This window comes from Halomonas sp. C22 (assembly GCF_007655045.1).
GTDB lineage: Bacteria > Pseudomonadota > Gammaproteobacteria > Pseudomonadales > Halomonadaceae > Vreelandella > Vreelandella hamiltonii.
In genome coordinates, this window is sequence record NZ_VBVC01000001.1 from 566,565 (window position 1) to 587,230 (window position 20,666).

Consider the following 20,666-nt stretch of genomic DNA (forward strand, 5'->3'; position numbering starts at 1 on the left):
CTGAAGCGATGTTAGTTAGGTATGCAGGTGTTGCTTTATGCCAAGCGCCGAAAGGGGCGGCTACAGCATGGGGTGCGCCAGGCGTGGGAGTGCCCTGCGTCGATCACGCATGGCAACATGCACGCACAGGGGCGTGTTTCGGCACGGGCGTGCCAAAGAGGGGGCTATTCGTCGAACCACTCGCTCAGGTAGAAGCGGGCAATGGTGCCACGGGTACCTGGGCGTTGCGCATGGGGCGCAGAGGGGAGTAGGCGGTCTGGAGTCATGGTATTGGCGTGCTGCCATGCCTTCCCTGAGGAAGGCATGGCGAGACGGTCAATGCTTACTCTTCGCCAAAGTAGCGAGTGTAGATTTCATCGTAGGTGCCGTCTTCCTGCAGTTCGGCCAGTGCTTCGTTGAAGCGCTCGGCCAGGGCCTGGTCGCGCTGGCGGAAGGCGATGCCGAAGCCGTCACCGAAGTACTCCTTGGGCTCGCTGATGCGCTCGCCTACGACCACGTACTCGGTATCTTCGTTGTTCAGCAGGGTGGACTGGCCGATCGGATAGTCGAGGAAGACGATATCCAGGCGCTGTGCCTGCATGTCCAGCACCATGTCGTCAGCGGTGGAGTAGCGGCTGACGCTGGCGATACGGCCGTATTGGTCGGTCACGTAGTTGTCTTGCAGGGTGCCGCGCTGTACGCCGATGGTCTTGCCGGCCAGGGTCTCTTCGTTGGCGTCACTGAGTTCCAGGCTGGCGGGGGCGAACCAGGCCGACGGCATGGTGATGTAGGGGTCGGAGAACAGCACCTGCTGACGACGCTCGTCGTTGATGGTCATCGACGACATGATGGCATCGTAGTTACGTGACATCAGGCCCGGAATGATGCCGTCCCACTCCTGCTCGATCCACTCGCAGGTCACGCCGATGCGCTCGCACAGAGCGTTGCCCAGGTCGATATCGAAGCCGGTCAGCTCGCCCTCGGGGGTGCGGTATTCCATGGGCTCGTAAGGTACGTCCACGCCGATACGCACGTGGTCGTAATCACGGGCTTGGGCAGAAGACGCAGCAGCCACGGCCAGGCCCAGCAGAGAAACGGTCAGCAGTTTTTTCATTGTAGACTCCAAAGGAAGCAGGTTCACCGGAGGTGATCCCCTTTAAGCTACCCCAGCTTGCGGTTGGCGAAAAGGGGGGTGACCTGAATTAAACCAACGCTTGTTTTACGTTGGCGTACGTTGGATTTTTCGTAATGCTCAGGTTTGTGGCCGCAAATGTGCCAGCAGCCGTTTTTCCAGATAACGGAAAAAATACAGGATGGCAAAGGTGAGGCACAGATAAATGGCCGCCACGAACAGGAACGCATCGAAGGGGGCATAGAAGCGCGCATAGACGAAGCGTGCGGCCCCGGTCAGGTCCATCAGGGTGACGACGCTGGCAATGGCGCTGGCATGCAGCATGAAGATGACTTCGTTACCGTAGGCGGGCAGGGCACGGCGAAAGGCGCTGGGCAGGATGATACGGCGCATCATCAGGCTGTTGGACATGCCATAGGCCTTGGCGGCTTCGATTTCACCCCGTGAGGTGGCCTTGATGGCACCCCGGAAAATCTCCGTGGTGTAGGCTGCCGTGTTCAAGGTGAAGGCGATCAGTGCCGGGTAGAAGGCTTCGCGCAGCAGCGGCCATAGGAAGGTTTCCTGAATGCCATCAATGAACACCACCCCGTAGTAGATGATGTAGAGCTGAATGAGCAGCGGGGTGCCACGAAACACATAGGTATACACATAGACCGGCAGGCTGATCCATTTGTGTTTTGAGCTGCGCATGATGGCCAGCGGGACGGCCAGGATCAGCCCGGCCACCAGCGAGAGGAACACCAGCTGGGTGGTGGTCACCAGGCCTTCCCAGTAGTAGCCCAGGGTGGTGGGGGTGAAGATCAGGTTACCCGCCAGTAAATCGTTGAACCATGCAGAGATGTCCAGCATGTCACTGCCCCCCGAAGCCGATGTCGTAACGTTTTTGCAACCGTGCGAAGACCCACTCGGAGACGCTGGCAATCAGCAGATAGGCTGCCGCCACCGGAATGAGGAAGACAAACGGCTCGTGGGTGGCCCGAGAGGCTTCTGCCGCCACCCGCACCATGTCCGTCAGGCCGATCACCGACACCAGGGCGGTGGTCTTGAGCAGCACCATCCAGTTGTTGGAGAGGCCGGGCAGCGCATGACGCATCATCTGAGGAAAGCGAATACGCCGAAACACCAGTGCGTTGCTCATGCCGTAGGCCTTGCCTGCCTCGATCTGGCCATTGTCGACGGCCATGAACGCCCCGCGAAAGGTTTCGCCCATATAGGCGCCGAAGATGAAGCCGATGGTGAGGACACCGGCCGCGAAGGCATTGAAGTTGATGTAGATATCGATGTCGTAGCGGTCATAGAGCATATCGCTGATCGCATTGACCCCGATCTGCCCGCCGAAGAACAGCAGCATCATCAGCACCAGGTCGGGCACACCACGAATCACCGTGGTGTAGATCGTTGCGCTACGGCGCAATAGCCAGTTGCGGGACATTTTGGCGCTGGCGGTCAAGAGCCCCAGCACAATCGCCAGGATCAGCGAGAGGAGGGCCAACTGAACGGTCACGCCTGCGCCTTCCAGCAGGCGGGGGCCGTAGCCTTGCAAATCAAGCATCGTGCATGCCTCGCGGATCAGTATTTGGGCGCCAGAAACTGCTTCAGGCGCGGCGATTGCGGGTTGCCCAGCACGTCATCGGGCGTGCCGGCTTCTTCCACGAGGCCCTGGTGCAGGTAGATCACCTTGCTGGATACGTCCCGGGCAAAGCTCATCTCATGGGTCACCACTACCATGGTGCGCCCTTCGTTGGCCAAATCGCGCATGACCTTGAGCACGTCGCCCACCAGCTCAGGGTCCAGCGCCGAGGTGGGTTCGTCGAACAGCATGACTTCCGGGTTCATGGCCAGCGCCCGGGCGATGGCGCCACGCTGCTGCTGACCACCGGACATTTGCGCCGGGTAGGCGTTGGCACGCGCGCTGAGGCCGACTCGGTCGAGCAGCGCGTGGGCGTGTTCGATGGCTTCTTTCTTGGGTTTACCCAGCACATGAATCGGCGCTTCGATGATGTTTTCCAGCAGCGTCATGTGGGCCCACAGGTTGAAGCTCTGGAAAACCATGGAGAGCTTGGCGCGCATCTGCACGACCTGTTTCCAGTCGGCGGGTTCGCGGCCATGGCGGGTGGTCTTGAAGCGGATCTGTTCGCCATGGACGATCAGGTCGCCGTCATCGGGCTGTTCCAGCAAATTCATGCAGCGTAAAAAGGTGCTTTTGCCAGACCCTGAAGCACCGATCAGGGTGATCACATCACCTTTCTGGGCTTCAAGAGAGAGGCCTTTGAGGACTTCTGTATCGCCGAAGCGCTTTTTGATGTTACGCACTTCAAGGGGAGTCGGCGTAGCGGCCATAACTTAGGCTCCAGTACAGGGTTGCCGCAGCAACAACGAATGAGTGTTCGTGTTTCTGTGCGGCTGGCGCGAAAAAAGGGGCGATTCTATCAGGAGTGCGCCGGAGACGCGTACTTTATCAGGGCGACATTGGTCGTGTTGCCTGAAGAGCACTCCTGATGGCCCCTCTACGTTATTGTTATCAAACTATCTTTTCTTCAACGGGACTTTCTTTGGCTAGTTTGCCGTCCGTTCCGGCGCCACCAGCAAGGCGGCTCGGGCACCTATCTCGACCTGAGCGTTGGGAAACACCACGTGCAGCGGCGTCTCTTCCACCACGAAGTCACCGGCGGTGGCATCCTTGGCCAGGCAGGTGCCGGTGTCGAAGCGGCTGAAGTTGGGCACGTCTTCATCGAAACACAGCGTGAAGTCTTCGGAGTGACGCATCAGTTCATGCTGCACCCGGTAGAATGCCATGGTGCTGGCCGACTGGGAGGGGGGCGTATAGCCGCTACTGAGAGCACTGATCAACGCGAGCATGGGAGACAGGGCGTCCATGTCGTTGTGGCCGAACGGGGCGACTCGCCCCAGCTCGAAGGTAAAGGCCTGGGCACCATGGTAGTGCTTGCTGTAGTGAGAAAACGTCCAGCTATGCTGATGCTGGTGAAGCACGGCCTGCATGTCGGCGGCGGCCAGCCACTCCCAATGTTCCGGGTCGGTCGCCGACTCGGCGAACGGCTCGACCACGAAGCGGGTATGCAGGCTGTCGCGGATGGCGGTGTGCAGGTCGTAATGCAGCCGAGGCAGGGCGTGATGGCGGGCATAGAACGTATCCACGGCTTCCATCAGTTGTCGCGCTCGTTCGGGCTCGTCGCCCTGGTCGGCCAGTTCGCGCTTGAACAAGCGATTCAGGTTGGTGGTGATGTAGCGCTGCTGGGCCTTGAGCGCGGGAATGTTGCCCAGAATCACCAGCACGGGAGCGCCCAGTTGGAGAGTGCTGGCTTCCAGGGCAGCCAACCACTCGCCCAGCAGTTCTACCGGAGCGGTCTCGTTGCCATGAATGGCGGCGGAAAAGACACAGGCCCGGGCATGGGGGCGCAGTATGTTGGGCGTCAATTCCAGTACGCCCGGACGGTGCAGGTGATAGGTGCCGCTGGCAAAGCGGCCTATGCGTGGCGACGGGCGTTCACCGTCAAGGGTCCAGTCGAGCCATTGGCCTAGCATGAAAGTGTCCTTGGTCATGGGCATCTACTTGTGTTGCCCTACCTTTACCACGCTCAGCTCGTGTCACAAGGGGTGGCGTCGTGCGCGTGAAAATGGTCGGTGCGAGGATGAAAGTAACCCGTAAAAAAGCGCCCATGGCGTGAGCCACAAGCGCTTTGCAATACCGGGCGGGTAAGGCCGGGAGGTCAGCCCGACCGTTGGCGCTGCATTTCGTCCTGATACTCCTTGGCCAGCGTGGTTTTCTGGGCTTCCTGCAAGCCCCGACCTGCCAGTTGAAACACCTCCTGTTCTTCTTCGTCCAGATGGTGGGTCACCAGATGCTGCAGCTGCTTGGCGTGGGTCAGCCAGTGGCTGGCACTGTAGTCGGTGTCGTCCAGCAGCTCGATCAGCTCATCGATCTCGTGGTGTTCGGCAACGCTGTGGCGCGCTTTTTCCTGGGTGAGGTCGAGGTCCATCATCGGAATATACAGAGCCCGCTCTTCGGCGTTGGCATGGTACTTCAGCTCCGCCCGTACCCGTTGGTAAAGAGAATCGCGGGCGTCGCTGTCACCGTGGGTCTCTACCAGTTGGGCCAGCAGGTCACGCTGAATATCGTGGTCTTTACGCAGTGCTTCGAAAATGGTCATGCCTGGCTCCTTGGCGTTGTACCCGAATGAAACGGCAAACAAGTTGAATACAAAAAAATTAGTGCCGAAGTGGCAAAAGTGCAAGGTGCCCACATCAATGAAATCGATTCAGAGCGTCGAAAACTTTCGCTGATAAGTGGCTGGGGCTGGACTATGGTGTAACCAGTCCTTGCTGCCCGTCTGGGGCAGCGTGTCGTCACCTGAAAGGAGTGAGCCATGACGAAGGTATTGGTACTGTATTACTCGATGTATGGGCACATCGACACTCTGGCGGCCGCCGTGGCAGAAGGCGCCGAAGGCGTGGAGGGGGTCGAGGTCACCGTCAAGCGCGTACCGGAAACCATGCCGGAAGATGCGTTCAAGAATGCCGGTGGCAAGCAGGACTTCACTACCCCGGAAGCCACGCCCGGAGAGTTGGCCGACTACGATGCCATCATCTTCGGCACGCCGACGCGCTTTGGCAACATGGCGGGGCAGATGCGTACCTTCCTCGACCAGACTGGCGGGCTATGGGCGAAGGGCGCACTGCGCGGCAAGGTCGCCAGCGTGTTTACCTCGACCGGCACCGGCGGCGGCGACGAGATGACCATCACGTCGACCTGGACCACCTTGGCCCACCACGGCATGGTCATCGTGCCGATTGGTTACGGCATCGAAGAGCAGTTCGATATCTCGAAGGTCAGCGGCGGCACGCCCTATGGCGCGGCGACGCTGGCAGGCGGCGACGGTTCGCGTCAGCCGGATGATCGCGAGCTGAAAATTGCCCGTTTCCAGGGTAAATACGTGGCTGAAGTCGCTGCCAAACTGGCCAGCTAACGCTAAGCGCACACAGTGTGAACGCCTGCCCCTTGAGGGCAGGCGTTCGCGCTTTTACAACTACCGTTTCAACCACTACCGTTTCAACCACTTTTACCAACCGCCTTTACCAACCACATCGATCAACGGCATGGCCAGTGGGGCCTGGCGCTAGCCTTGGCCGCGCAGGCGCTCGGCAATGGCCTTGCCCAGGCTTTCCGTGGTGCCCTGGCCGCCCACGTCGCGGGTGAGCACCTGCGGGTTCCCTTCACTGAGCACGGCTTCGATGGCCTCGACCATGGCGTCGGCGGCATCCTTGTGTCCCAGATGTTCCAGCATCATGGCGCCTGACCAGATTTGGCCGATGGGGTTGGCAATGCCCTTGCCCGCAATGTCGGGTGCGCTGCCATGAACCGGCTCGAACAGGCTGGGGAACTTGCCTTCCGGGTTGATATTGGCGGAAGGCGCGATGCCGATGGTGCCGGTGCAGGCCGGGCCCAGGTCGGAGAGGATGTCGCCGAACAGGTTGCTGCCCACGACCACGTCGAACCAGTCGGGGTGCAGCACGAAGTTGGCCGTGAGGATGTCGATATGGAACTTGTCGACGTTGATATCCGGGTACTGTTTGGCCATCTCGGCGACCCGCTCGTCCCAGTAGGGCATGGTGATCGAGATACCGTTGGACTTGGTGGCCGAGGTGAGCTTCTTGCGTGGTCGCGTCTGGGCCAGGTCGAAGGCGTATTTCAAGACCCGGTCGACCCCGGTGCGGCTCATCACGGTTTCCTGAATGACGATCTCCCGTTCGGTGCCTTCGAACATCTTGCCGCCGATGCTGGAGTATTCGCCTTCGGTGTTTTCACGCACCACGTAGAAGTCGATATCTCCCGGGGCGCGACCGGCCAGCGGGCTCTTGATGCCCGGCATCAGTTTGCAGGGGCGCAGGTTGATGTATTGATCGAACTGGCGGCGGAACTGCAGCAGCGAGCCCCACAGGGAAATATGGTCAGGCACTTTGTCCGGCCAGCCCACGGCGCCATAAAACAGCGCATCGAAGCCCTTGAGCTGCTCGTACCAGTCATCCGGCAGCATCTTGCCGTGCTCGAGGTAGTAGTCGCAGTTACCGAACTCAAAGGTGGTGAACTCCAGCGCGAGGTCGAAGCGCTCAGCCACCGCTTCCAGTGCGCGAATACCTTCCGGCATGACTTCGGTGCCGATGCCGTCGCCAGCGATGACTGCAATCTGATGGGCCATGGGGCCTCCTTTTTTATGGTCGTGTGAAAGGCGTACCGTTCATGCAGTGTAGCGGCTGTTGGCGATGAGATAATCAGGCTACTATTCAAGCCATTGTTGCTTTCAGGTGTAGAATCCCATGGCTCCACTGGACGATCTGGCGTTTTTTCAGCAGTTGGCTCGAGCGGGCAGCCTGACGGCAACGGCCCGGGAGTTGGGTATTTCCCTCTCGGCGGTGAGTAAACGGCTGAAGCAGCTGGAGGCGCGGCTGGGGGTGTCGCTGGCGGCGCGCACGACCCGCCGCCTGACGCTGACCGCCGAAGGCGAGCGCTATCTTGCCCAGGGCAGTCTGATTCTCGATGAGCTGGACGCCCTGGAGAGTGACCTGCGCGACGCGGCTAGCCAGGGCCTGCAGGGGCGGTTGCGGGTCAATGCCACCTTTGGCTTTGGGCGACGCCACATTGCGCCGCTGCTGTCACGCTTCTGCGTTCGGCATCCGGGCATCGAGAGCTGGCTGGAGCTGACCAACTTTCCCCTCAATCTCAGCGACCATGGGTTCGATGTGGGGATTCGCATTGGCGAACCGCCGGATTCACGGCTGGTGGCTCGGCGTATCCTGCCCAATCGGCGCATGCTCTGCGCGTCGCCGAGCTACCTTGCCAACATGCCCGCCCTGCGTACGCCGCTGGATCTGGCGCAGCACCGCTGCCTGTTGATCCGCGAGAACGATAGTGACTTTGCGCTGTGGCGATTCGAGCAGCGCTCCGCAGCGCGGCGCCAGCAATCGGTCAAGGTCAGTGGCCACCTGGCCAGCAACGATGGCGAAGTGGTGACGCGACTGGCGCTGGATGGCCATGGCGTCATGCTGCGCTCCTGGTGGGATGTCAACGAACACCTGGCCAGTGGGGAGCTGCAGCTGCTGCTGCCCGAGTGGCAGGGCGTACGGGCAGACTTCTATGCGGTGTTCGAGCAGCGCCGCCATACCCCGGCCCGCATCCGTGCGCTGATCGATTTTCTCCAGCAGGAGATCGCGGGCCGAGTGCCTGCGCTGCCTGACGCTGAGTAGGCGAGCCTGGCAGAGCCTAGCGGCCGGGACAGCGCTCGTCTTGCACCACATCGATCAGCTCGTCGGTGGGGAAGTCCAGCTCGGCGGCTTGCTGGCGCAGGCGCGCTTCCAGCTCGCTATCCAGCGTCGGTGTACGTGCCAGAATCCACAGGTAGTCTCGGTTAGGGCCGGAAACCAGTGCCCACTGATAGTCGTCATCCAGTGCCAGCACGTTGTAGCCACCGTAGAACGGGCCAAAGAAGCTTACCTTCAGGCGGCCAACGCTGTCGTCATCGATGAAATAGGCCCGGCCTTCGGCTTCGTCCCAGCTGCCTTCTTCCAGGTTGTAGCCCCGGTTGATGACCCGCACCCCGCCATCGTCGCGCAGGCTGTAGTTGGCGGTCACGCAGTCCAGCCCGCGCTCGAAGGAGTGGTCCAGGCGAGCGATTTCATACCACTCCCCGAGGTACTGATCGAGCTCGAACCCGGTGACGGCCTCGGTGCCATCGGGGATGCCCGTGCATCCGGCCAGCAGCACGCTCGAGACACAAAGCGCCGATGCCGTTGCCAGTTTCCTTGGCGACAGTAGGGAATAGCGCATGACGACCTCCATGTGAACGGTTCCTTGCAAGCGATGGGAATATCGCCATTCAATTTAACAGCGAGGCGACGCCACCGCCATGGCGGCGATGACCTGTGGTGAGTTTTATGGGTGCGCGGCGAAATAGGCTATGGTTGAACGAAACGTTTGGGTTTGACGACACCCATGCTTGTTTGCAGGCCCACCATGACAAAGGAGTGTTTATGTGGCACCAACAAGAGATTCACCTGCCCGACATGCCCCGAGGCTTCCATCTGATCACTGATGAGATTGCTCGGGCACTGCCCTGCCTCGAAGAGTGCCATCAGGGGCTGGTGCACTTACAGCTTCTGCATACCTCGGCCTCCTTGACCCTGAATGAAAACAGCGACCCGGATGTACGTCACGACCTGAACGCCTTTTTGCGTCGCCTGGTGCCCGAAGGGCTGGATTACTTTCGACATACCCTGGAAGGGCCGGACGATATGCCTGCCCACGTGGTGTCCAGCCTGCTGGGTACCCAGCTGAGCCTGGCCGTGCGCGATGGGCGTTTGGCGCTGGGCACCTGGCAAGGCATCTGGCTGGGCGAGCATCGCGAACAGGGCGGGCCCAGAAGAATCCTGGCGACCATCACGGGCTGCTGAGCATGGCGCAGCGTTTCTTTCCGTGTATGGACTAATTTGCCATTTTTCTTGCCATTTTGGTGCAGCCGTGAAGAATGATGCGCCTTCACTTTATTCAATCAAGGTCGATTAACCATGGATGCGACACTTTCATCCCTGTTGACGGCGGTCGTGGATCGCAGCAACGGGCTGTTATGGGGCAGCATACTGATTTATCTGCTCATTGGAGCAGGTCTCTATTTTACCGTGATGACACGGGGAATTCAGATTCGCTATTTTGGCCACATGTTCAAACTGCTGCGTACCTCGCGGCAGTCCAATGGCGGGATCTCCTCCTTTCAAGCGCTCTCGACCAGCCTGGCGGCTCGGGTGGGAACGGGTAACCTGGCCGGGGTGGCGGTCGCCATTTACTTCGGTGGCCCAGGGGCCATTTTCTGGATGTGGATGACCGCCATGGTCGGCATGGCGACCAGTTTCGTGGAGTCCACGCTGGCGCAGGCCTACAAGACCGACCACGGTGACAATACCTTCCGTGGCGGCCCGGCTCGCTATATCGAGCGTGGCCTTGGGCTGCGCTGGCTGGCCGTGCTGTTTTCTATCTGCCTGATCATTGCCTTCGGCCTGGCCTTCAATAGCGTGCAGGCCAACTCCATTGCCCAGGCCATGGAGCAGGCGTTTGCCATTCCCACCTGGGCCATGGGCCTGGTGCTGATGGCCGTCGTGGCGCCGATCATCTTTGGCGGCTTGAAGTCGATTGCCAAGGTGGCCGAGCTGGTCGTGCCGCTGATGGCCTTGCTGTATCTGGTGTTGGCACTGGTGGTGGTGGCCCTGAATATCGCCGACCTGCCCGCCGCGCTGCTGACCATCGTGCAGAGCGCCTTCGGCATCGAGCAGGCCGCAGGCGGGGCCATGGGCTATGCCATTTCCCAGGCCATCATCAACGGTATTCAGCGTGGCCTGTTCTCCAACGAGGCGGGCATGGGCTCTGCTCCCAACGCGGCGGCCACGGCCAGCACCCGACCGGATCATCCGGCGGCCCAAGGGTTCATTCAGATGCTGGGGGTCTTCCTGGATACGCTGGTGATCTGTACCGCCACGGCGGCCATCATCATCATGGCGGGCCCGGAACTGCTGGCCAGCGAGGAGAGCAACGGCATCCAGCTGACCCAGATGGCGCTCTCCAGCCATGTGGGCGAGTGGGGCGGCATGTTCATTGCGGTGGCGATTCTGCTGTTTGCGTTCACGTCCGTGATTGCCAACTACTCTTACGGTGAGTCCAACATCGAATACCTGGCTGGCCGCCGGGCACCGCTGGCGGTGATGCTGTATCGTCTGGCCGTGCTGGGCATGATCATGGTGGGCTCGGTGGCCAGCCTGGGAGCCATCTGGAATTTTGCCGACCTTTCCATGGGCATGATGGCGATCATCAACCTGGTGGCCATTCTGATGCTGTCGCCCATTGCCTTTGCGCTGTTCAAGGATTACGACGCGCAGCTGAAGTCGGGCAAGGAGCCGGTGTTCGACCCGAGCCAGTTCCCCAAACTGGCCAACAAGGTGGACCCCAAGGCCTGGCCCAAAAAGCCCTGAACGCGTCATGAAAACGCCCCGCCCGTGTTGCCGCCATGGCCACGGAGCGGGGCTTTTTTTATGGAGCACAATTCGATTTTGTCGAATGAAAGGCGGAAAACGTTGCGCTTTTGCTTATTGGAAAGCGCCTTAGAATAGCGCCATCTCTTTAATCTTTGGCAAGGAATTTTACGATGGCAACTCGTACTCTGTTAGTCACGTCTTCCGTTCTGAGTGAAAACGGCCAGTCCAATGCGCTGGCGAACCATTTTCAGCAGCAGGCCACTGCCCGTGGCGGCGTGGAGGTCAGCCACCGCGACGTGGTGGCCAATGCGCTGCCCCACCTGGACATCGAAGAGCTGGGCGCATGGCAAACCCCCGCCGACGAGCGCAGCGACGCCCAAAAAGCACTGGCGGCCCGCTCCGATGAGCTGCTGGCCGAGCTGCGTTCCCACGACGTGCTGGTGCTGGCGGTGCCGATGTACAACCTGGGGATTCCTTCGCAGTTGAAAGCGTGGTTCGACCGCGTGCTGCGCGCTGGTGAAACGTTCCGCTATACTGAAACTGGCCCGCAGGGGCTGCTGGAAGGTAAGCGCGCCATCATCCTGGCGGCCCGGGGTGGCCAATACGCCGGCACCGAGTTCGATAGCCAGACCCCGCACCTGAAAACCATGCTGGGCCTGATGGGCATCAGCGATGTGGACGTGGTGTTTGCGGAAGGCCTCAACATGGGTGATGCCCAGCGTGATAGCGCACTGAAAGAAGCCTTCCAGGCCATCGATCAACTGGTGGATGGCCTGTAAGCCATCTCACCTTGGAGTTCACGCATTCGAGGTAGCCATGCCGCGTCCCGAGCTGTTGGAACAGATCTATACCATCGTCGATCAGATCCCGGCGGGGCGGGTGACCACTTATGGGCGCGTGGCCAGCATGACCGAAGGGGCCACGCCGCGTATGGTGGGGTCTGCCATGCGACACTTGCCCGAGGGGCACCAGGTGCCCTGGCACCGAGTGATTGCGGCATCGCTGACGCTGGCCGACCATGGCGGCGCGGCGCGCCAGCACCAGAAGTTGCGTGACGAGGGCGTGGTGTTCGATGCCAAGGGCAGGGTGCCCGCCCATCTGGTATGGCCGGATTAGCACAGCCGTTTTGGCATCTCATGCCAGGTGCGACGCGAAGCAAGATGTTCAATAAAAAGCCGCTCCCTGAGGTTCTCTCGAGGGAGCGGCTTTTTTTATCCAGCCATCACGGCGGCCGAAGGCTTACTCTTCCCGTTTGGCGCCGGACTTCAGCGACCAGTCCCGCCAGCGCAGGTCGAAGAGATCCTTGCGGCGGTCCTTGAGGTTGGTCACCGAGCCTTCTGCACGCACTACGGTCAGGCGGGTCAAGTCCAGGTCCGAGAAGATGATCATCTCGGTGTTGGGCGTGGTCTCGGCCAGCACCGCGTCATGGGGGAAGGCAAAGTCGGAGGGGGTGAATACCGCCGACTGGGCATACTGGATATCCAGGTTCTCGATGGACGGCAGGTTGCCGACGCTTCCGCAGATGACCACGTAGCACTCGTTTTCGATGGCCCGCGCCTGAGCGCAGTGGCGCACACGCAGGTAGCCATTTTTGGTGTCGACCCAGAACGGCACGAACAGAATATCCATGTCCTGGTCGGCCAGCAGTCGGCCCAGCTCCGGGAATTCCACGTCGTAGCAGATCAGGATGCCGACACGGCCTGCATCGGTATCGAACACCTGCAGATCGTCGCCGCCTTCGATCACCCAGTCGCGCCGCTCCTGCGGGGTGATATGCAGCTTGGACTGTTTCTCCACCTCGCCATCCCGGTGGAACAGGTAAGCCACGTTATAAAGACGGTCGTCCTCGCCCACCTCGATCATCGAACCACCGACGATGTTGATGTTGTAGGACACCGCCATCCGCGACAGCTCGCTCTTGAAACGGTCGGTGAAGCCCGCCAAAAAGCGGATGGCAGCGGTCTGGTCTTTCTGCGCGGCGCGATCCTGCAGGCCCATCAGTGGCGTGGTGAACAGCTCCGGGAAAACGGCAAAGTCACTTTGGTAATCCGAGAGCGCATCGACGAAATACTCGATCTGCTGAAGCGCTGCTTCCACCGAGGCAAACTCACGCATTTGCCACTGCACTGCCCCCACTCGAACCTGCGTCGGGCGGGTATCCAGCACGCTGTCGGCGGGTTCGAAGAGGATGTTGTTCCACTCCAGCAGCGTGGCGTAGCCACGCGACTGCTCGTCTTCCGGCAGGTATTTGCGCAGCAGGCGCTTGACCTGAAAGTCGTTGGCCAATTGGAAGGAGAGGATCGGGTCGTAAATCTCCTTGCGAGAGACCTTGTCGATGTACTGGGCTGGGGTCAGCTCGCTTGCATGCTGGTGATACTCGGGAATGCGCCCACCGGCCAGGATAGCGCGCAGGTTGTGGGAGCGGCACAGCTCTTTGCGCGCTTCGTACAAGCGGCGACCCAGGCGGTAGCCACGGTAGTCGGGGTGGATCAGGACATCCAGCCCGTACATGGCATCGCCGTCCTGATTGTTGAGGATGATTTCCCGATGGCCGATCAGGTCGTCGTACTTGTGCGGGTTGGAGAACTCGTCGTAATCCACTTGTACCGTCAAGGCCACGCCCACCAGCACGCCGTCGTCTTCGATGGCAATCTGACCGTCAGGAAACTCCTGGATCAGCTTGGCGATGGTGTGCTCGGGCCAGGCGCCACCAATATCATGATACACCGCGTCCATCAGCGACTTCAGTTGCTCGTAATCGTCGCTACTCAGGTTACGCAGATTAAGGTGCAGTTCTTCCAGGGACATAGGTCAGGGGTTCCCATTCAGCGAATGAAGTTAGCCTATTGTATCATTGCTGGGCGCTGCTCGTTTTACTGGCCGCCACGCGGCTGACCAGAGGGCGGGTCAAGGTCTGTGCCATGATCACGCCTGCCAGGATCAGCAGCCCGCCAATGAAGTGGAAGCCCGCTACCCGCTCACCCAAAAACGCCATGGCAATCAGGGCGCTGAACAAGGGCATCAGGTTGATGAAAATACTCGACTGGTTGGCCCCGATCTGACGGACGGCCCGCATCCACAGGAAGGTAGTGATCACCGAGGCTGGAATGCCCGCGTAGAGAATCAGCCAGACGTTGCTGCTATCCACTGGGGTCATGGGGCCCATCAGGTACGAGGGCAGCAGGAACAGGACGGCAAAACAGACCTGGGCGTAAAGCATCACCCAGGGCGGAAGGTTCATGGCCCAGCGTTTCAGCATGACGCCATACAGCGCATAGCAGGTGGCTGCCACCACCATCAGCGCGTCGCCCTGGGCCACCTGCAGTTGCAGCAACGACAGCGGGTTGCCACGCCCCAGCAGTACCGTCACGCCAATGAAGGCCAGCACGCCGCCTGCCACGCCGCCCATCGTGGGGGGCTCACGCAGAATCAGCGCGCTGAGCAGTACCGTCAGCAGGGGCACCATGGCCGCCAGAATGCCCATGTTGGTGGCGGTGGTGGTTTCGGCTGCCACGTAGGCAAGCCCCTGCCACAGGCCCATGCCCAGCAGCCCAAGCAGCGCCAGCTTCAGCCAGTTGCGGCGAATCTCGTCGCGGTGACGCAATACCGCAGGCAGCACGAAAGGGGTCATGACCGCCAGCGCCAGCAGCCAGCGTAAAAAGGCGATACTGCTGGGCGCGATGGCGCCGACCGTCAACTGGTTGATGGTCATGTTCCCCGACCAGATCAGCACGGTGGCCAGTGGGGGCAAGAAGTAGATCAATGGCATAGCGCATTCCCTTAAGACAATCCCTTGGAGGATGTTTACAAATGTCGCGAGCGACGGCCAGGCAAGGCGAAATCAGCCGAAAAAGCGGAGTTTACAGAGTGTAAATGAGCATTTTGAGGCTGATTTCAACGCCGCATGGCCTAGCGCAGTAGTTTGTAAGCATCCTCTTATCGTTAGCCGGTTAATGTGACGTGCTTTTCCATGATGAGCAAGGGGGCAACGGCGGTAAAAGGCTGTACGCCGAAGGAACTATGTCATACGCTTGTTTGAATATGAGAGGCTTGTCGTTCTAACAACTCCAAAGGAGCGCCGTGATGCACGCTTATCCGCACCTTTTTCGCCCGTTGACCGTGGGCCATCTGACGCTGCCCAACCGGGTGCTGATGGGCTCCATGCACACCAACCTGGAAGAGGCCCCCAACGGCTTTGCACGCTTGGCGGCGTTCTATGCCGAGCGGGCGCGGGCCGGGGTCAGCCTGATCGTCACTGGCGGCATTGCGCCGAATGCCGAGGGTGCGGTGTTCCAGGGGGCACATGCGCTCACCGAGGCCAGCCAGCTGGAAGAGCACCGCCAGGTGGTGGATGCCGTTCACCAGGCGGGCGGGCATCTGTGCATGCAGATTCTGCACGCCGGTCGCTACGCTTACTCCCCTGAGCTGGTGGCGCCTTCGGCATTGCAGGCGCCCATCAATCCGTTCGTGCCCCGTGCGCTGACCAGCGACGAGGTCGAGCAGCAAATTGCCGACTACGTGCGCTGTGCCACGCTGGCCCAGCAGGCGGGCTACGATGGGGTCGAAGTGATGGGCTCCGAGGGGTACCTGATCAATCAGTTCATTTGTCGCCGCACCAACCACCGGGACGATGAGTGGGGCGGCGACTTCGCAGGGCGTATACGCTTTGCGGTGGAGATCGTCAGACGTGTTCGTGAAGCCGTGGGCAACCGCTTCCTGATCATCTTCCGGCTGTCGATGATCGACCTGGTGGAGGAGGGCAGCACCTGGGAAGAGGTCGTGCAGCTTGGCCAGGCCATCGAAGCGGCGGGCGCCAACCTGATCAATACCGGCATTGGCTGGCACGAAGCGCGGGTGCCCACCATCGTCACCAGCGTGCCTCGGGCAGCCTTCAGCGAGGTGACCAAACGAATTCGCAGCGCGCTGTCGATCCCGCTGATCACCACCAACCGCATCAATATGCCCGACGTGGCCGAGCGCCTGCTGGCGTCAGGGCACGCGGACATGGTCTCCATGGCGCGGCCTTTCCTGGCAGACCCTGAATGGGTGCAGAAAGCCGAGCTCGGCAAGGCCGAGGAGATCAATACCTGTATCGCCTGTAATCAGGCGTGTCTCGACCATACCTTCATGGGCAAGCTGACCTCTTGCCTGGTCAACCCGCGTGCATGCCACGAAACCGAGCTGCCCTTGGTGCCTGCCGAGTCTCCCAAGCGAGTGGCCGTGGTCGGCGGCGGGCCTGCCGGGCTTGCCACCGCCGTAGAAGCCGCCCGCCGAGGCCATCGGGTGGTGCTGTTCGAACGGCGCAGCGAGCTGGGCGGGCAATTCAACTTTGCGCGCAAGATTCCGGGCAAGGAAGAGTTCAACGAAACGCTGCGTTACTTCCGCGTCATGCTCGACAAGCACGGCGTGGAGGTGCGCTTGAATACCGACGCCACGCTGGAGGTGCTGGCTGCCTTCGACGACGTGGTGCTGGCGACCGGCGTGACGCCCCGTGGGCTGACCCTGCCCGGCGCCGACCATCCCAGCGTGTTGAGTTACGCCGAAGCCATTGCGCAGCCCGAGCGAGTGGGCCGCCGGGTGGCCGTGATTGGTGCCGGAGGCATCGGCTTCGATGTATCGGAACTGCTGGCGCATCATGGCCACCCGGCCCTGGATCTGGCGGCCTGGTGTGAAGAGTGGGGCGTGGACCTCACGGTGAGTGAGCCAGGCGGGCTGAAAGCCCCCACACCGCCCGCTTCGCCACGCGGCATCGTGATGTTGCAACGCAAGCGCTCCAAGCCTGGTAAAAACCTGGGCAAGACGTCTGGCTGGGTGCATCGCGCGTCGCTCAAGCAGCGAGGGGTGCGTACCCTGACTGGCTGCGAGTACCTGAAAATCGACGATGCCGGGCTGCATGTTCGTCAGGGTGAAGAGGCGCAGGTGCTGGCGGTGGACACCATCGTGGTGTGTGCGGGTCAGGAGTCGGTGCGGGACCTGCTGGCGCCTCTGGAGCAGGCGGGCAAACGCGTGCATGTGATTGGTGGCGCAGACGAAGCGGCCGAGCTGGATGCCAAGCGAGCGATCGATCAGGGCACCCGTCTGGCTGCCACGCTGTAGCCATATTGAGCGCGTGACGTTGACGTTGAAATGACGATAGACTGAAGGTCAACCCTAACGACTAAGCCCTGTTAGGGAATTAAGGCGCAGGTGGCACCCGGCCTGCGCTGCACGACTGCCAGAGAAAAAGGATAATCGTCATGCCCTCGGAGTGTACCCCACGATTTTTAGCCAGTGATAACACCTCGGGTATTTGCCCGGAAGCGATGCAGTACCTGATGGAAGCCAATCAGGCCGATGACCTGGCCTACGGCAATGACCGCTGGACTGCCCGTGCCGCCGACCGCTTTCGTCAGATGTTCGACTACGATTGCGATGTGTTCTTCGTGTTCAACGGCACCGCTGCCAATTCACTGGCGCTTTCCGCGATGGGGCGCAGCTACCACAGCGTGATTTGTCATGAGTTGGCCCACATCGAAACCGACGAGTGTGGCGGCCCGGAGTTCTTCTCCAACGGGGCCAAGCTGCTCACCTCCCCGGGTGCCAATGGCAAGCTGACCCCCAAGGGAATCGAAGCGCTGGTCACCAAGCGCAGCGACATCCACTACCCCAAGCCCAAGGTCGTGTCGCTGACCCAGGCCACCGAAGTGGGTACGGTCTACTCCCGTGAAGAGCTGTTGGCGATTCGCGCCATGGCCGACAAGCACGACCTGCGCCTGCACATGGATGGCGCGCGCTTTGCCAATGCCTGTGCCAGCCTGAAGGCGTCACCTGCCGAGCTGACCTGGCAGGTCGGGGTGGATGCGCTGTGCTTTTCGGGCACCAAGAACGGCCTGGCGTTTGGCGAAGCCATCCTGTTTTTCAATCGGGAACTGGCCGAGGATTTCTCCTACCGCTGCAAGCAGGCGGGCCAGCTCGCCTCCAAGATGCGCTATGTCTCGGCGCCCTGGCTGGGCCTGCTGGAAAGCGGCGCCTGGTTGACCAATGCCGAGCACGCCAACGCCATGGCCCGCTACTTGTCGGAAGGGTTGCAGGCGCTGCCTGGCGTCTCGCTGATGTTCCCCACCGAAGCCAACAGCGTTTTCGTTGAATTGCCTCCTCATGCCATCGAAGCGTTGAAAGCGCGCGGATGGACCTTCTATACCTTCATTGGCGCGGGCGGCGCACGCTTCGTGTGCGCCTGGAACACCACCATCGAGCTGCTGGATCAGCTGCTGGCCGACGTCAAATCCGTGCTGGAGTAAGCCGCCAGCAAGGCTCGTTCGTGGTCGTCGCGCCGCCTGTTCAGGCGGCGCGTTGCGTTGTTGGAGAGGATTCTTGTCAGCCCGGTGTTTTCAACGCAACTATTTTGCCTCGCCTTTGCTCATAGCCATATAAGACGCGGAAAGTTGCGCTGCGTTGAAGGTTTCGTCATCACATTTTGCTAATGCTGACTACGCTGATAGAGCGACACTTCGCACGGCAGGCGGCCTGGGAATTTGGGTCAGGCGATGGCTGCCGGGGATGGGCCACAGGAGAGTTCCATGAGCATCTTTGATCACGTTCAAGACCGTTTTGCCCGCGTTCAGCAAGAGGACATGAGCCTGGAGGAGTATCTGGCGCTGTGCCGCCGTGATCCCAAGGTGTATGCCAGCGCCGCCGAGCGCATGCTGGAAGCCATAGGCGAGCCTGAAGTGATCGACACGGCGAAAGACCCGCGTCTGTCACGTATCTTTTCCAACAAGGTGATTCGCCGTTACCCTGCGTTTGCCGAATTTCATGGCATGGAAGAGGCCATCGAGCAGATCGTGGCCTACTTCCGCCACGCGGCCCAGGGCCTGGAAGAGCGCAAGCAGATCCTCTATCTGCTGGGGCCGGTGGGCGGCGGCAAATCGTCGCTGGCCGAGCGTCTGAAGCTGCTCATGGAGCGTATCCCGTTTTACGCCATCAAGGGCTCGCCGGTGTACGAATCCCCGCTGGGGCTGTTTTCACCGGAAGAGGACGGCAAGCTGCTGGAGCAGGAGTACGGTATTGCCAGCCGCTACTTGCGCAGCGTCATGTCACCTTGGGCCGCCAAGCGCTTGAAGGAGTACGGTGGTGATATCTCCCAATTCCGCGTGGTGCGGCTCTATCCGTCGCGCTTGAACCAGATCGCCATCTCCAAGACCGAACCCGGTGACGAGAACAACCAGGATATCTCCTCGCTGGTGGGCAAGGTGGATATCCGCCAGCTGGAGCTCTACTCCCAGGACGACCCGGACGCCTACAGCTTCTCGGGCGGGCTGTGCCGCGCCAACCAGGGCCTGATGGAGTTCGTGGAGATGTTCAAGGCACCCATCAAGGTGCTGCATCCGCTGCTGACCGCCACCCAAGAGGGGAACTACAACCCCACCGAAGGCATGGGCGCGATCCCCTTCGATGGCGTCATTCTGGCCCACTCCAACGAATCCGAATGGCAGGCCTTCCGCAACAACCGCAATAACGAGGCGTTCCTCGACCGTGTATACATCGTCAAGGTGCCTTACTGCCTGCGCGTCTCCGAAGAGATCAAGATCTACCAGAAACTGCTGGAAGACTCGTCCCTGAACGCCGCGCCTTGCGCCCCGGATACGCTGCGCATGTTGGCCCAGTTCTCCGTGCTGTCCCGGCTGAAAGTGCCCGAAAACTCCAGTATCTACTCCAAGATGCGGGTCTATGACGGCGACAACCTCAAGGATACCGATCCCCGCGCCAAGTCCATCCAGGAGTACCGCGACGCGGCAGGCGTCGATGAAGGCATGCAGGGGCTGTCTACCCGCTTTGCCTTCAAGATCCTTTCGCGGGTGTTCAACTTCGACAGCCAGGAAGTGGCAGCCAACCCGGTCCATCTGCTGTACGTGCTGGAGCAGGCGCTTGAGCGGGAGCAGCTGCCATCGGAGGTGTTCGAGCGCTACCTGGGCTTCATCAAGGAGTTTCTGGCCCCGCGTTACGTGGATTTCATCGGCAAGGAGATCCAGACCGCGTACCTGGAGTCCTACAGCGAGTATGGTCAGAACATTTTCGACCGCTATGTGACCTATGCCGACTTCTGGATTCAGGATCAGGAGTACCGCGACCCCGAAACCGGCGAGCTGTTGAACCGCCAGTCGCTGAACGAAGAGCTGGAGAAGATCGAAAAACCGGCCGGGATCTCCAATCCCAAGGACTTCCGTCATGAAGTGGTCAACTTCGTGCTGCGGGCGCGGGCGCAGAACAACGGCATGAACCCCAGCTGGCAGTCCTACGAGAAGCTCAAGGGCGTCATCGAGCACAAGATGTTTGCCAATACCGAGGAGCTTTTGCCGGTCATCTCGTTCAACGCCAAGGCATCCAGATCCGATCAGAAGAAACACGAGGATTTCGTGGCGCGCATGGTGGACCGCGGCTATACCGAAAAGCAGGTGCGGTTGCTTTCCGAGTGGTATCTGCGCGTTCGCAAGTCCCAGTAACCAGCCGGTTGCAGGGGTGACCCTCACGATGGGCGGGCGCG

19 protein-coding genes are annotated in these 20,666 nt (G+C 60.7%); 9 read left to right on the forward strand and 10 right to left on the reverse strand.

Annotated elements, in window-relative coordinates; all coding sequences use genetic code 11:
* Window positions 1–322 precede the first annotated feature (322 nt).
* The 6 genes from FEU76_RS02605 to FEU76_RS02630 all read right to left on the reverse strand — a co-directional run bounded on the left by FEU76_RS02605 (window position 323) and on the right by FEU76_RS02630 (window position 5,280).
* Window positions 323–1,093: a transporter substrate-binding domain-containing protein gene (locus FEU76_RS02605; RefSeq protein ID WP_100731298.1), complete on the reverse strand. Its 771-nt coding sequence runs from the start codon at window positions 1,091–1,093 to the stop codon at window positions 323–325.
* A gap of 138 nt (window positions 1,094–1,231) precedes the next feature.
* Window positions 1,232–1,960, reverse strand: coding sequence for an ABC transporter permease (locus tag FEU76_RS02610; RefSeq protein ID WP_016916530.1), 729 nt, complete (start codon window positions 1,958–1,960; stop codon window positions 1,232–1,234).
* 1 nt (window position 1,961) lies between these two features.
* Entirely contained in the window at window positions 1,962–2,663 is a 702-nt protein-coding gene (locus FEU76_RS02615; protein WP_144980113.1) for an ABC transporter permease, read from the reverse strand.
* 17 nt (window positions 2,664–2,680) lie between these two features.
* Window positions 2,681–3,451 (reverse strand): ABC transporter ATP-binding protein, encoded by a 771-nt coding sequence (locus FEU76_RS02620; protein ID WP_016916532.1) that lies wholly within the window; start codon window positions 3,449–3,451, stop codon window positions 2,681–2,683.
* A 216-nt stretch (window positions 3,452–3,667) separates the two neighbouring features.
* On the reverse strand, window positions 3,668–4,654 hold the full coding sequence (locus tag FEU76_RS02625; protein ID WP_039182097.1) for a succinylglutamate desuccinylase: 987 nt from the start codon (window positions 4,652–4,654) through the stop codon (window positions 3,668–3,670).
* 185 nt (window positions 4,655–4,839) lie between these two features.
* Window positions 4,840–5,280, reverse strand: a complete 441-nt coding sequence (locus tag FEU76_RS02630) for a hemerythrin domain-containing protein (RefSeq protein ID WP_016916534.1) — start codon at window positions 5,278–5,280, stop codon at window positions 4,840–4,842.
* Between the two features lie 216 nt (window positions 5,281–5,496).
* Between FEU76_RS02630 and wrbA the strand changes: the two genes are divergently transcribed.
* Window positions 5,497–6,096 (forward strand): NAD(P)H:quinone oxidoreductase, encoded by a 600-nt coding sequence (wrbA, locus tag FEU76_RS02635; RefSeq protein ID WP_039181945.1) that lies wholly within the window; start codon window positions 5,497–5,499, stop codon window positions 6,094–6,096.
* A 150-nt stretch (window positions 6,097–6,246) separates the two neighbouring features.
* Here the strand turns inward: wrbA and FEU76_RS02640 are convergent, their stop codons facing one another.
* Complete coding sequence (locus FEU76_RS02640) at window positions 6,247–7,326, reverse strand: tartrate dehydrogenase (RefSeq protein WP_144980115.1); 1,080 nt, start codon at window positions 7,324–7,326, stop codon at window positions 6,247–6,249.
* Window positions 7,327–7,444: 118 nt separating this feature from the next.
* Between FEU76_RS02640 and FEU76_RS02645 the strand changes: the two genes are divergently transcribed.
* Window positions 7,445–8,371 carry a LysR family transcriptional regulator gene (locus FEU76_RS02645; protein ID WP_096921238.1) on the forward strand — a complete coding sequence of 309 codons (927 nt, stop codon included), beginning with the start codon at window positions 7,445–7,447 and terminating at the stop codon, window positions 8,369–8,371.
* 16 nt (window positions 8,372–8,387) lie between these two features.
* Here FEU76_RS02645 and FEU76_RS02650 read toward each other — a convergent pair whose 3' ends face one another.
* Window positions 8,388–8,951: a lipocalin family protein gene (locus tag FEU76_RS02650; RefSeq protein WP_052196467.1), complete on the reverse strand. Its 564-nt coding sequence runs from the start codon at window positions 8,949–8,951 to the stop codon at window positions 8,388–8,390.
* 203 nt (window positions 8,952–9,154) lie between these two features.
* Here FEU76_RS02650 and FEU76_RS02655 point away from each other — a divergent pair, with 203 nt between their 5' ends.
* The 4 genes from FEU76_RS02655 (at window position 9,155) to FEU76_RS02670 (ending at window position 12,259) form a co-directional block, all read left to right on the forward strand.
* Entirely contained in the window at window positions 9,155–9,574 is a 420-nt protein-coding gene (locus tag FEU76_RS02655) for a secondary thiamine-phosphate synthase enzyme YjbQ (protein WP_016916539.1), read from the forward strand.
* Window positions 9,575–9,688: 114 nt separating this feature from the next.
* Window positions 9,689–11,140, forward strand: a complete 1,452-nt coding sequence (locus tag FEU76_RS02660; protein WP_144980118.1) for an alanine/glycine:cation symporter family protein — start codon at window positions 9,689–9,691, stop codon at window positions 11,138–11,140.
* Window positions 11,141–11,313: 173 nt separating this feature from the next.
* Window positions 11,314–11,922 carry an FMN-dependent NADH-azoreductase gene (locus FEU76_RS02665; protein ID WP_144980121.1) on the forward strand — a complete coding sequence of 203 codons (609 nt, stop codon included), beginning with the start codon at window positions 11,314–11,316 and terminating at the stop codon, window positions 11,920–11,922.
* 37 nt (window positions 11,923–11,959) lie between these two features.
* A complete protein-coding gene (locus FEU76_RS02670) occupies window positions 11,960–12,259 on the forward strand; it encodes an MGMT family protein (RefSeq protein ID WP_016916542.1) in 300 nt (99 codons plus the stop codon).
* 123 nt (window positions 12,260–12,382) lie between these two features.
* Here the strand turns inward: FEU76_RS02670 and FEU76_RS02675 are convergent, their stop codons facing one another.
* Entirely contained in the window at window positions 12,383–13,951 is a 1,569-nt protein-coding gene (locus FEU76_RS02675) for a bifunctional GNAT family N-acetyltransferase/carbon-nitrogen hydrolase family protein (RefSeq protein WP_039181958.1), read from the reverse strand.
* Between the two features lie 43 nt (window positions 13,952–13,994).
* The gene (locus FEU76_RS02680; protein ID WP_039181961.1) at window positions 13,995–14,912 is read right to left on the reverse strand and encodes a DMT family transporter; all 918 of its coding nucleotides are present in this window, start codon (window positions 14,910–14,912) and stop codon (window positions 13,995–13,997) included.
* 314 nt (window positions 14,913–15,226) lie between these two features.
* On the opposite strand from FEU76_RS02680, the gene FEU76_RS02685 reads away from it, so the two are divergent.
* The 3 genes from FEU76_RS02685 (at window position 15,227) to FEU76_RS02695 (ending at window position 20,625) form a co-directional block, all read left to right on the forward strand.
* Window positions 15,227–17,239 carry an NADPH-dependent 2,4-dienoyl-CoA reductase gene (locus FEU76_RS02685; RefSeq protein ID WP_144980123.1) on the forward strand — a complete coding sequence of 671 codons (2,013 nt, stop codon included), beginning with the start codon at window positions 15,227–15,229 and terminating at the stop codon, window positions 17,237–17,239.
* A gap of 140 nt (window positions 17,240–17,379) precedes the next feature.
* Window positions 17,380–18,423 (forward strand): threonine aldolase family protein, encoded by a 1,044-nt coding sequence (locus FEU76_RS02690; RefSeq protein ID WP_039181968.1) that lies wholly within the window; start codon window positions 17,380–17,382, stop codon window positions 18,421–18,423.
* 279 nt (window positions 18,424–18,702) lie between these two features.
* The gene (locus FEU76_RS02695; protein ID WP_039181971.1) at window positions 18,703–20,625 is read left to right on the forward strand and encodes a PrkA family serine protein kinase; all 1,923 of its coding nucleotides are present in this window, start codon (window positions 18,703–18,705) and stop codon (window positions 20,623–20,625) included.
* The last annotated feature ends 41 nt before the right edge of the window (window positions 20,626–20,666 follow it).

What these genes read in the sequence shown, in the direction of transcription:
- FEU76_RS02660 (WP_144980118.1), top strand. Translation starts at nt 9,689, where the DNA reads ATGGATGCGACACTTTCATCCCTGTTGACGGCGGTCGTGGATCGCAGC.
- FEU76_RS02685 (WP_144980123.1), top strand. Translation starts at nt 15,227, where the DNA reads ATGCACGCTTATCCGCACCTTTTTCGCCCGTTGACCGTGGGCCATCTG.
- FEU76_RS02690 (WP_039181968.1), top strand. Translation starts at nt 17,380, where the DNA reads ATGCCCTCGGAGTGTACCCCACGATTTTTAGCCAGTGATAACACCTCG.
- wrbA (WP_039181945.1), top strand. Translation starts at nt 5,497, where the DNA reads ATGACGAAGGTATTGGTACTGTATTACTCGATGTATGGGCACATCGAC.
- FEU76_RS02640 (WP_144980115.1), bottom strand. Translation starts at nt 7,326, where the DNA reads ATGGCCCATCAGATTGCAGTCATCGCTGGCGACGGCATCGGCACCGAA.
- FEU76_RS02645 (WP_096921238.1), top strand. Translation starts at nt 7,445, where the DNA reads ATGGCTCCACTGGACGATCTGGCGTTTTTTCAGCAGTTGGCTCGAGCG.
- FEU76_RS02625 (WP_039182097.1), bottom strand. Translation starts at nt 4,654, where the DNA reads ATGCTAGGCCAATGGCTCGACTGGACCCTTGACGGTGAACGCCCGTCG.
- FEU76_RS02620 (WP_016916532.1), bottom strand. Translation starts at nt 3,451, where the DNA reads ATGGCCGCTACGCCGACTCCCCTTGAAGTGCGTAACATCAAAAAGCGC.
- FEU76_RS02615 (WP_144980113.1), bottom strand. Translation starts at nt 2,663, where the DNA reads ATGCTTGATTTGCAAGGCTACGGCCCCCGCCTGCTGGAAGGCGCAGGC.
- FEU76_RS02605 (WP_100731298.1), bottom strand. Translation starts at nt 1,093, where the DNA reads ATGAAAAAACTGCTGACCGTTTCTCTGCTGGGCCTGGCCGTGGCTGCT.
- FEU76_RS02655 (WP_016916539.1), top strand. Translation starts at nt 9,155, where the DNA reads ATGTGGCACCAACAAGAGATTCACCTGCCCGACATGCCCCGAGGCTTC.
- FEU76_RS02670 (WP_016916542.1), top strand. Translation starts at nt 11,960, where the DNA reads ATGCCGCGTCCCGAGCTGTTGGAACAGATCTATACCATCGTCGATCAG.
- FEU76_RS02610 (WP_016916530.1), bottom strand. Translation starts at nt 1,960, where the DNA reads ATGCTGGACATCTCTGCATGGTTCAACGATTTACTGGCGGGTAACCTG.
- FEU76_RS02630 (WP_016916534.1), bottom strand. Translation starts at nt 5,280, where the DNA reads ATGACCATTTTCGAAGCACTGCGTAAAGACCACGATATTCAGCGTGAC.
- FEU76_RS02650 (WP_052196467.1), bottom strand. Translation starts at nt 8,951, where the DNA reads ATGCGCTATTCCCTACTGTCGCCAAGGAAACTGGCAACGGCATCGGCG.
- FEU76_RS02680 (WP_039181961.1), bottom strand. Translation starts at nt 14,912, where the DNA reads ATGCCATTGATCTACTTCTTGCCCCCACTGGCCACCGTGCTGATCTGG.
- FEU76_RS02665 (WP_144980121.1), top strand. Translation starts at nt 11,314, where the DNA reads ATGGCAACTCGTACTCTGTTAGTCACGTCTTCCGTTCTGAGTGAAAAC.
- FEU76_RS02675 (WP_039181958.1), bottom strand. Translation starts at nt 13,951, where the DNA reads ATGTCCCTGGAAGAACTGCACCTTAATCTGCGTAACCTGAGTAGCGAC.
- FEU76_RS02695 (WP_039181971.1), top strand. Translation starts at nt 18,703, where the DNA reads ATGAGCATCTTTGATCACGTTCAAGACCGTTTTGCCCGCGTTCAGCAA.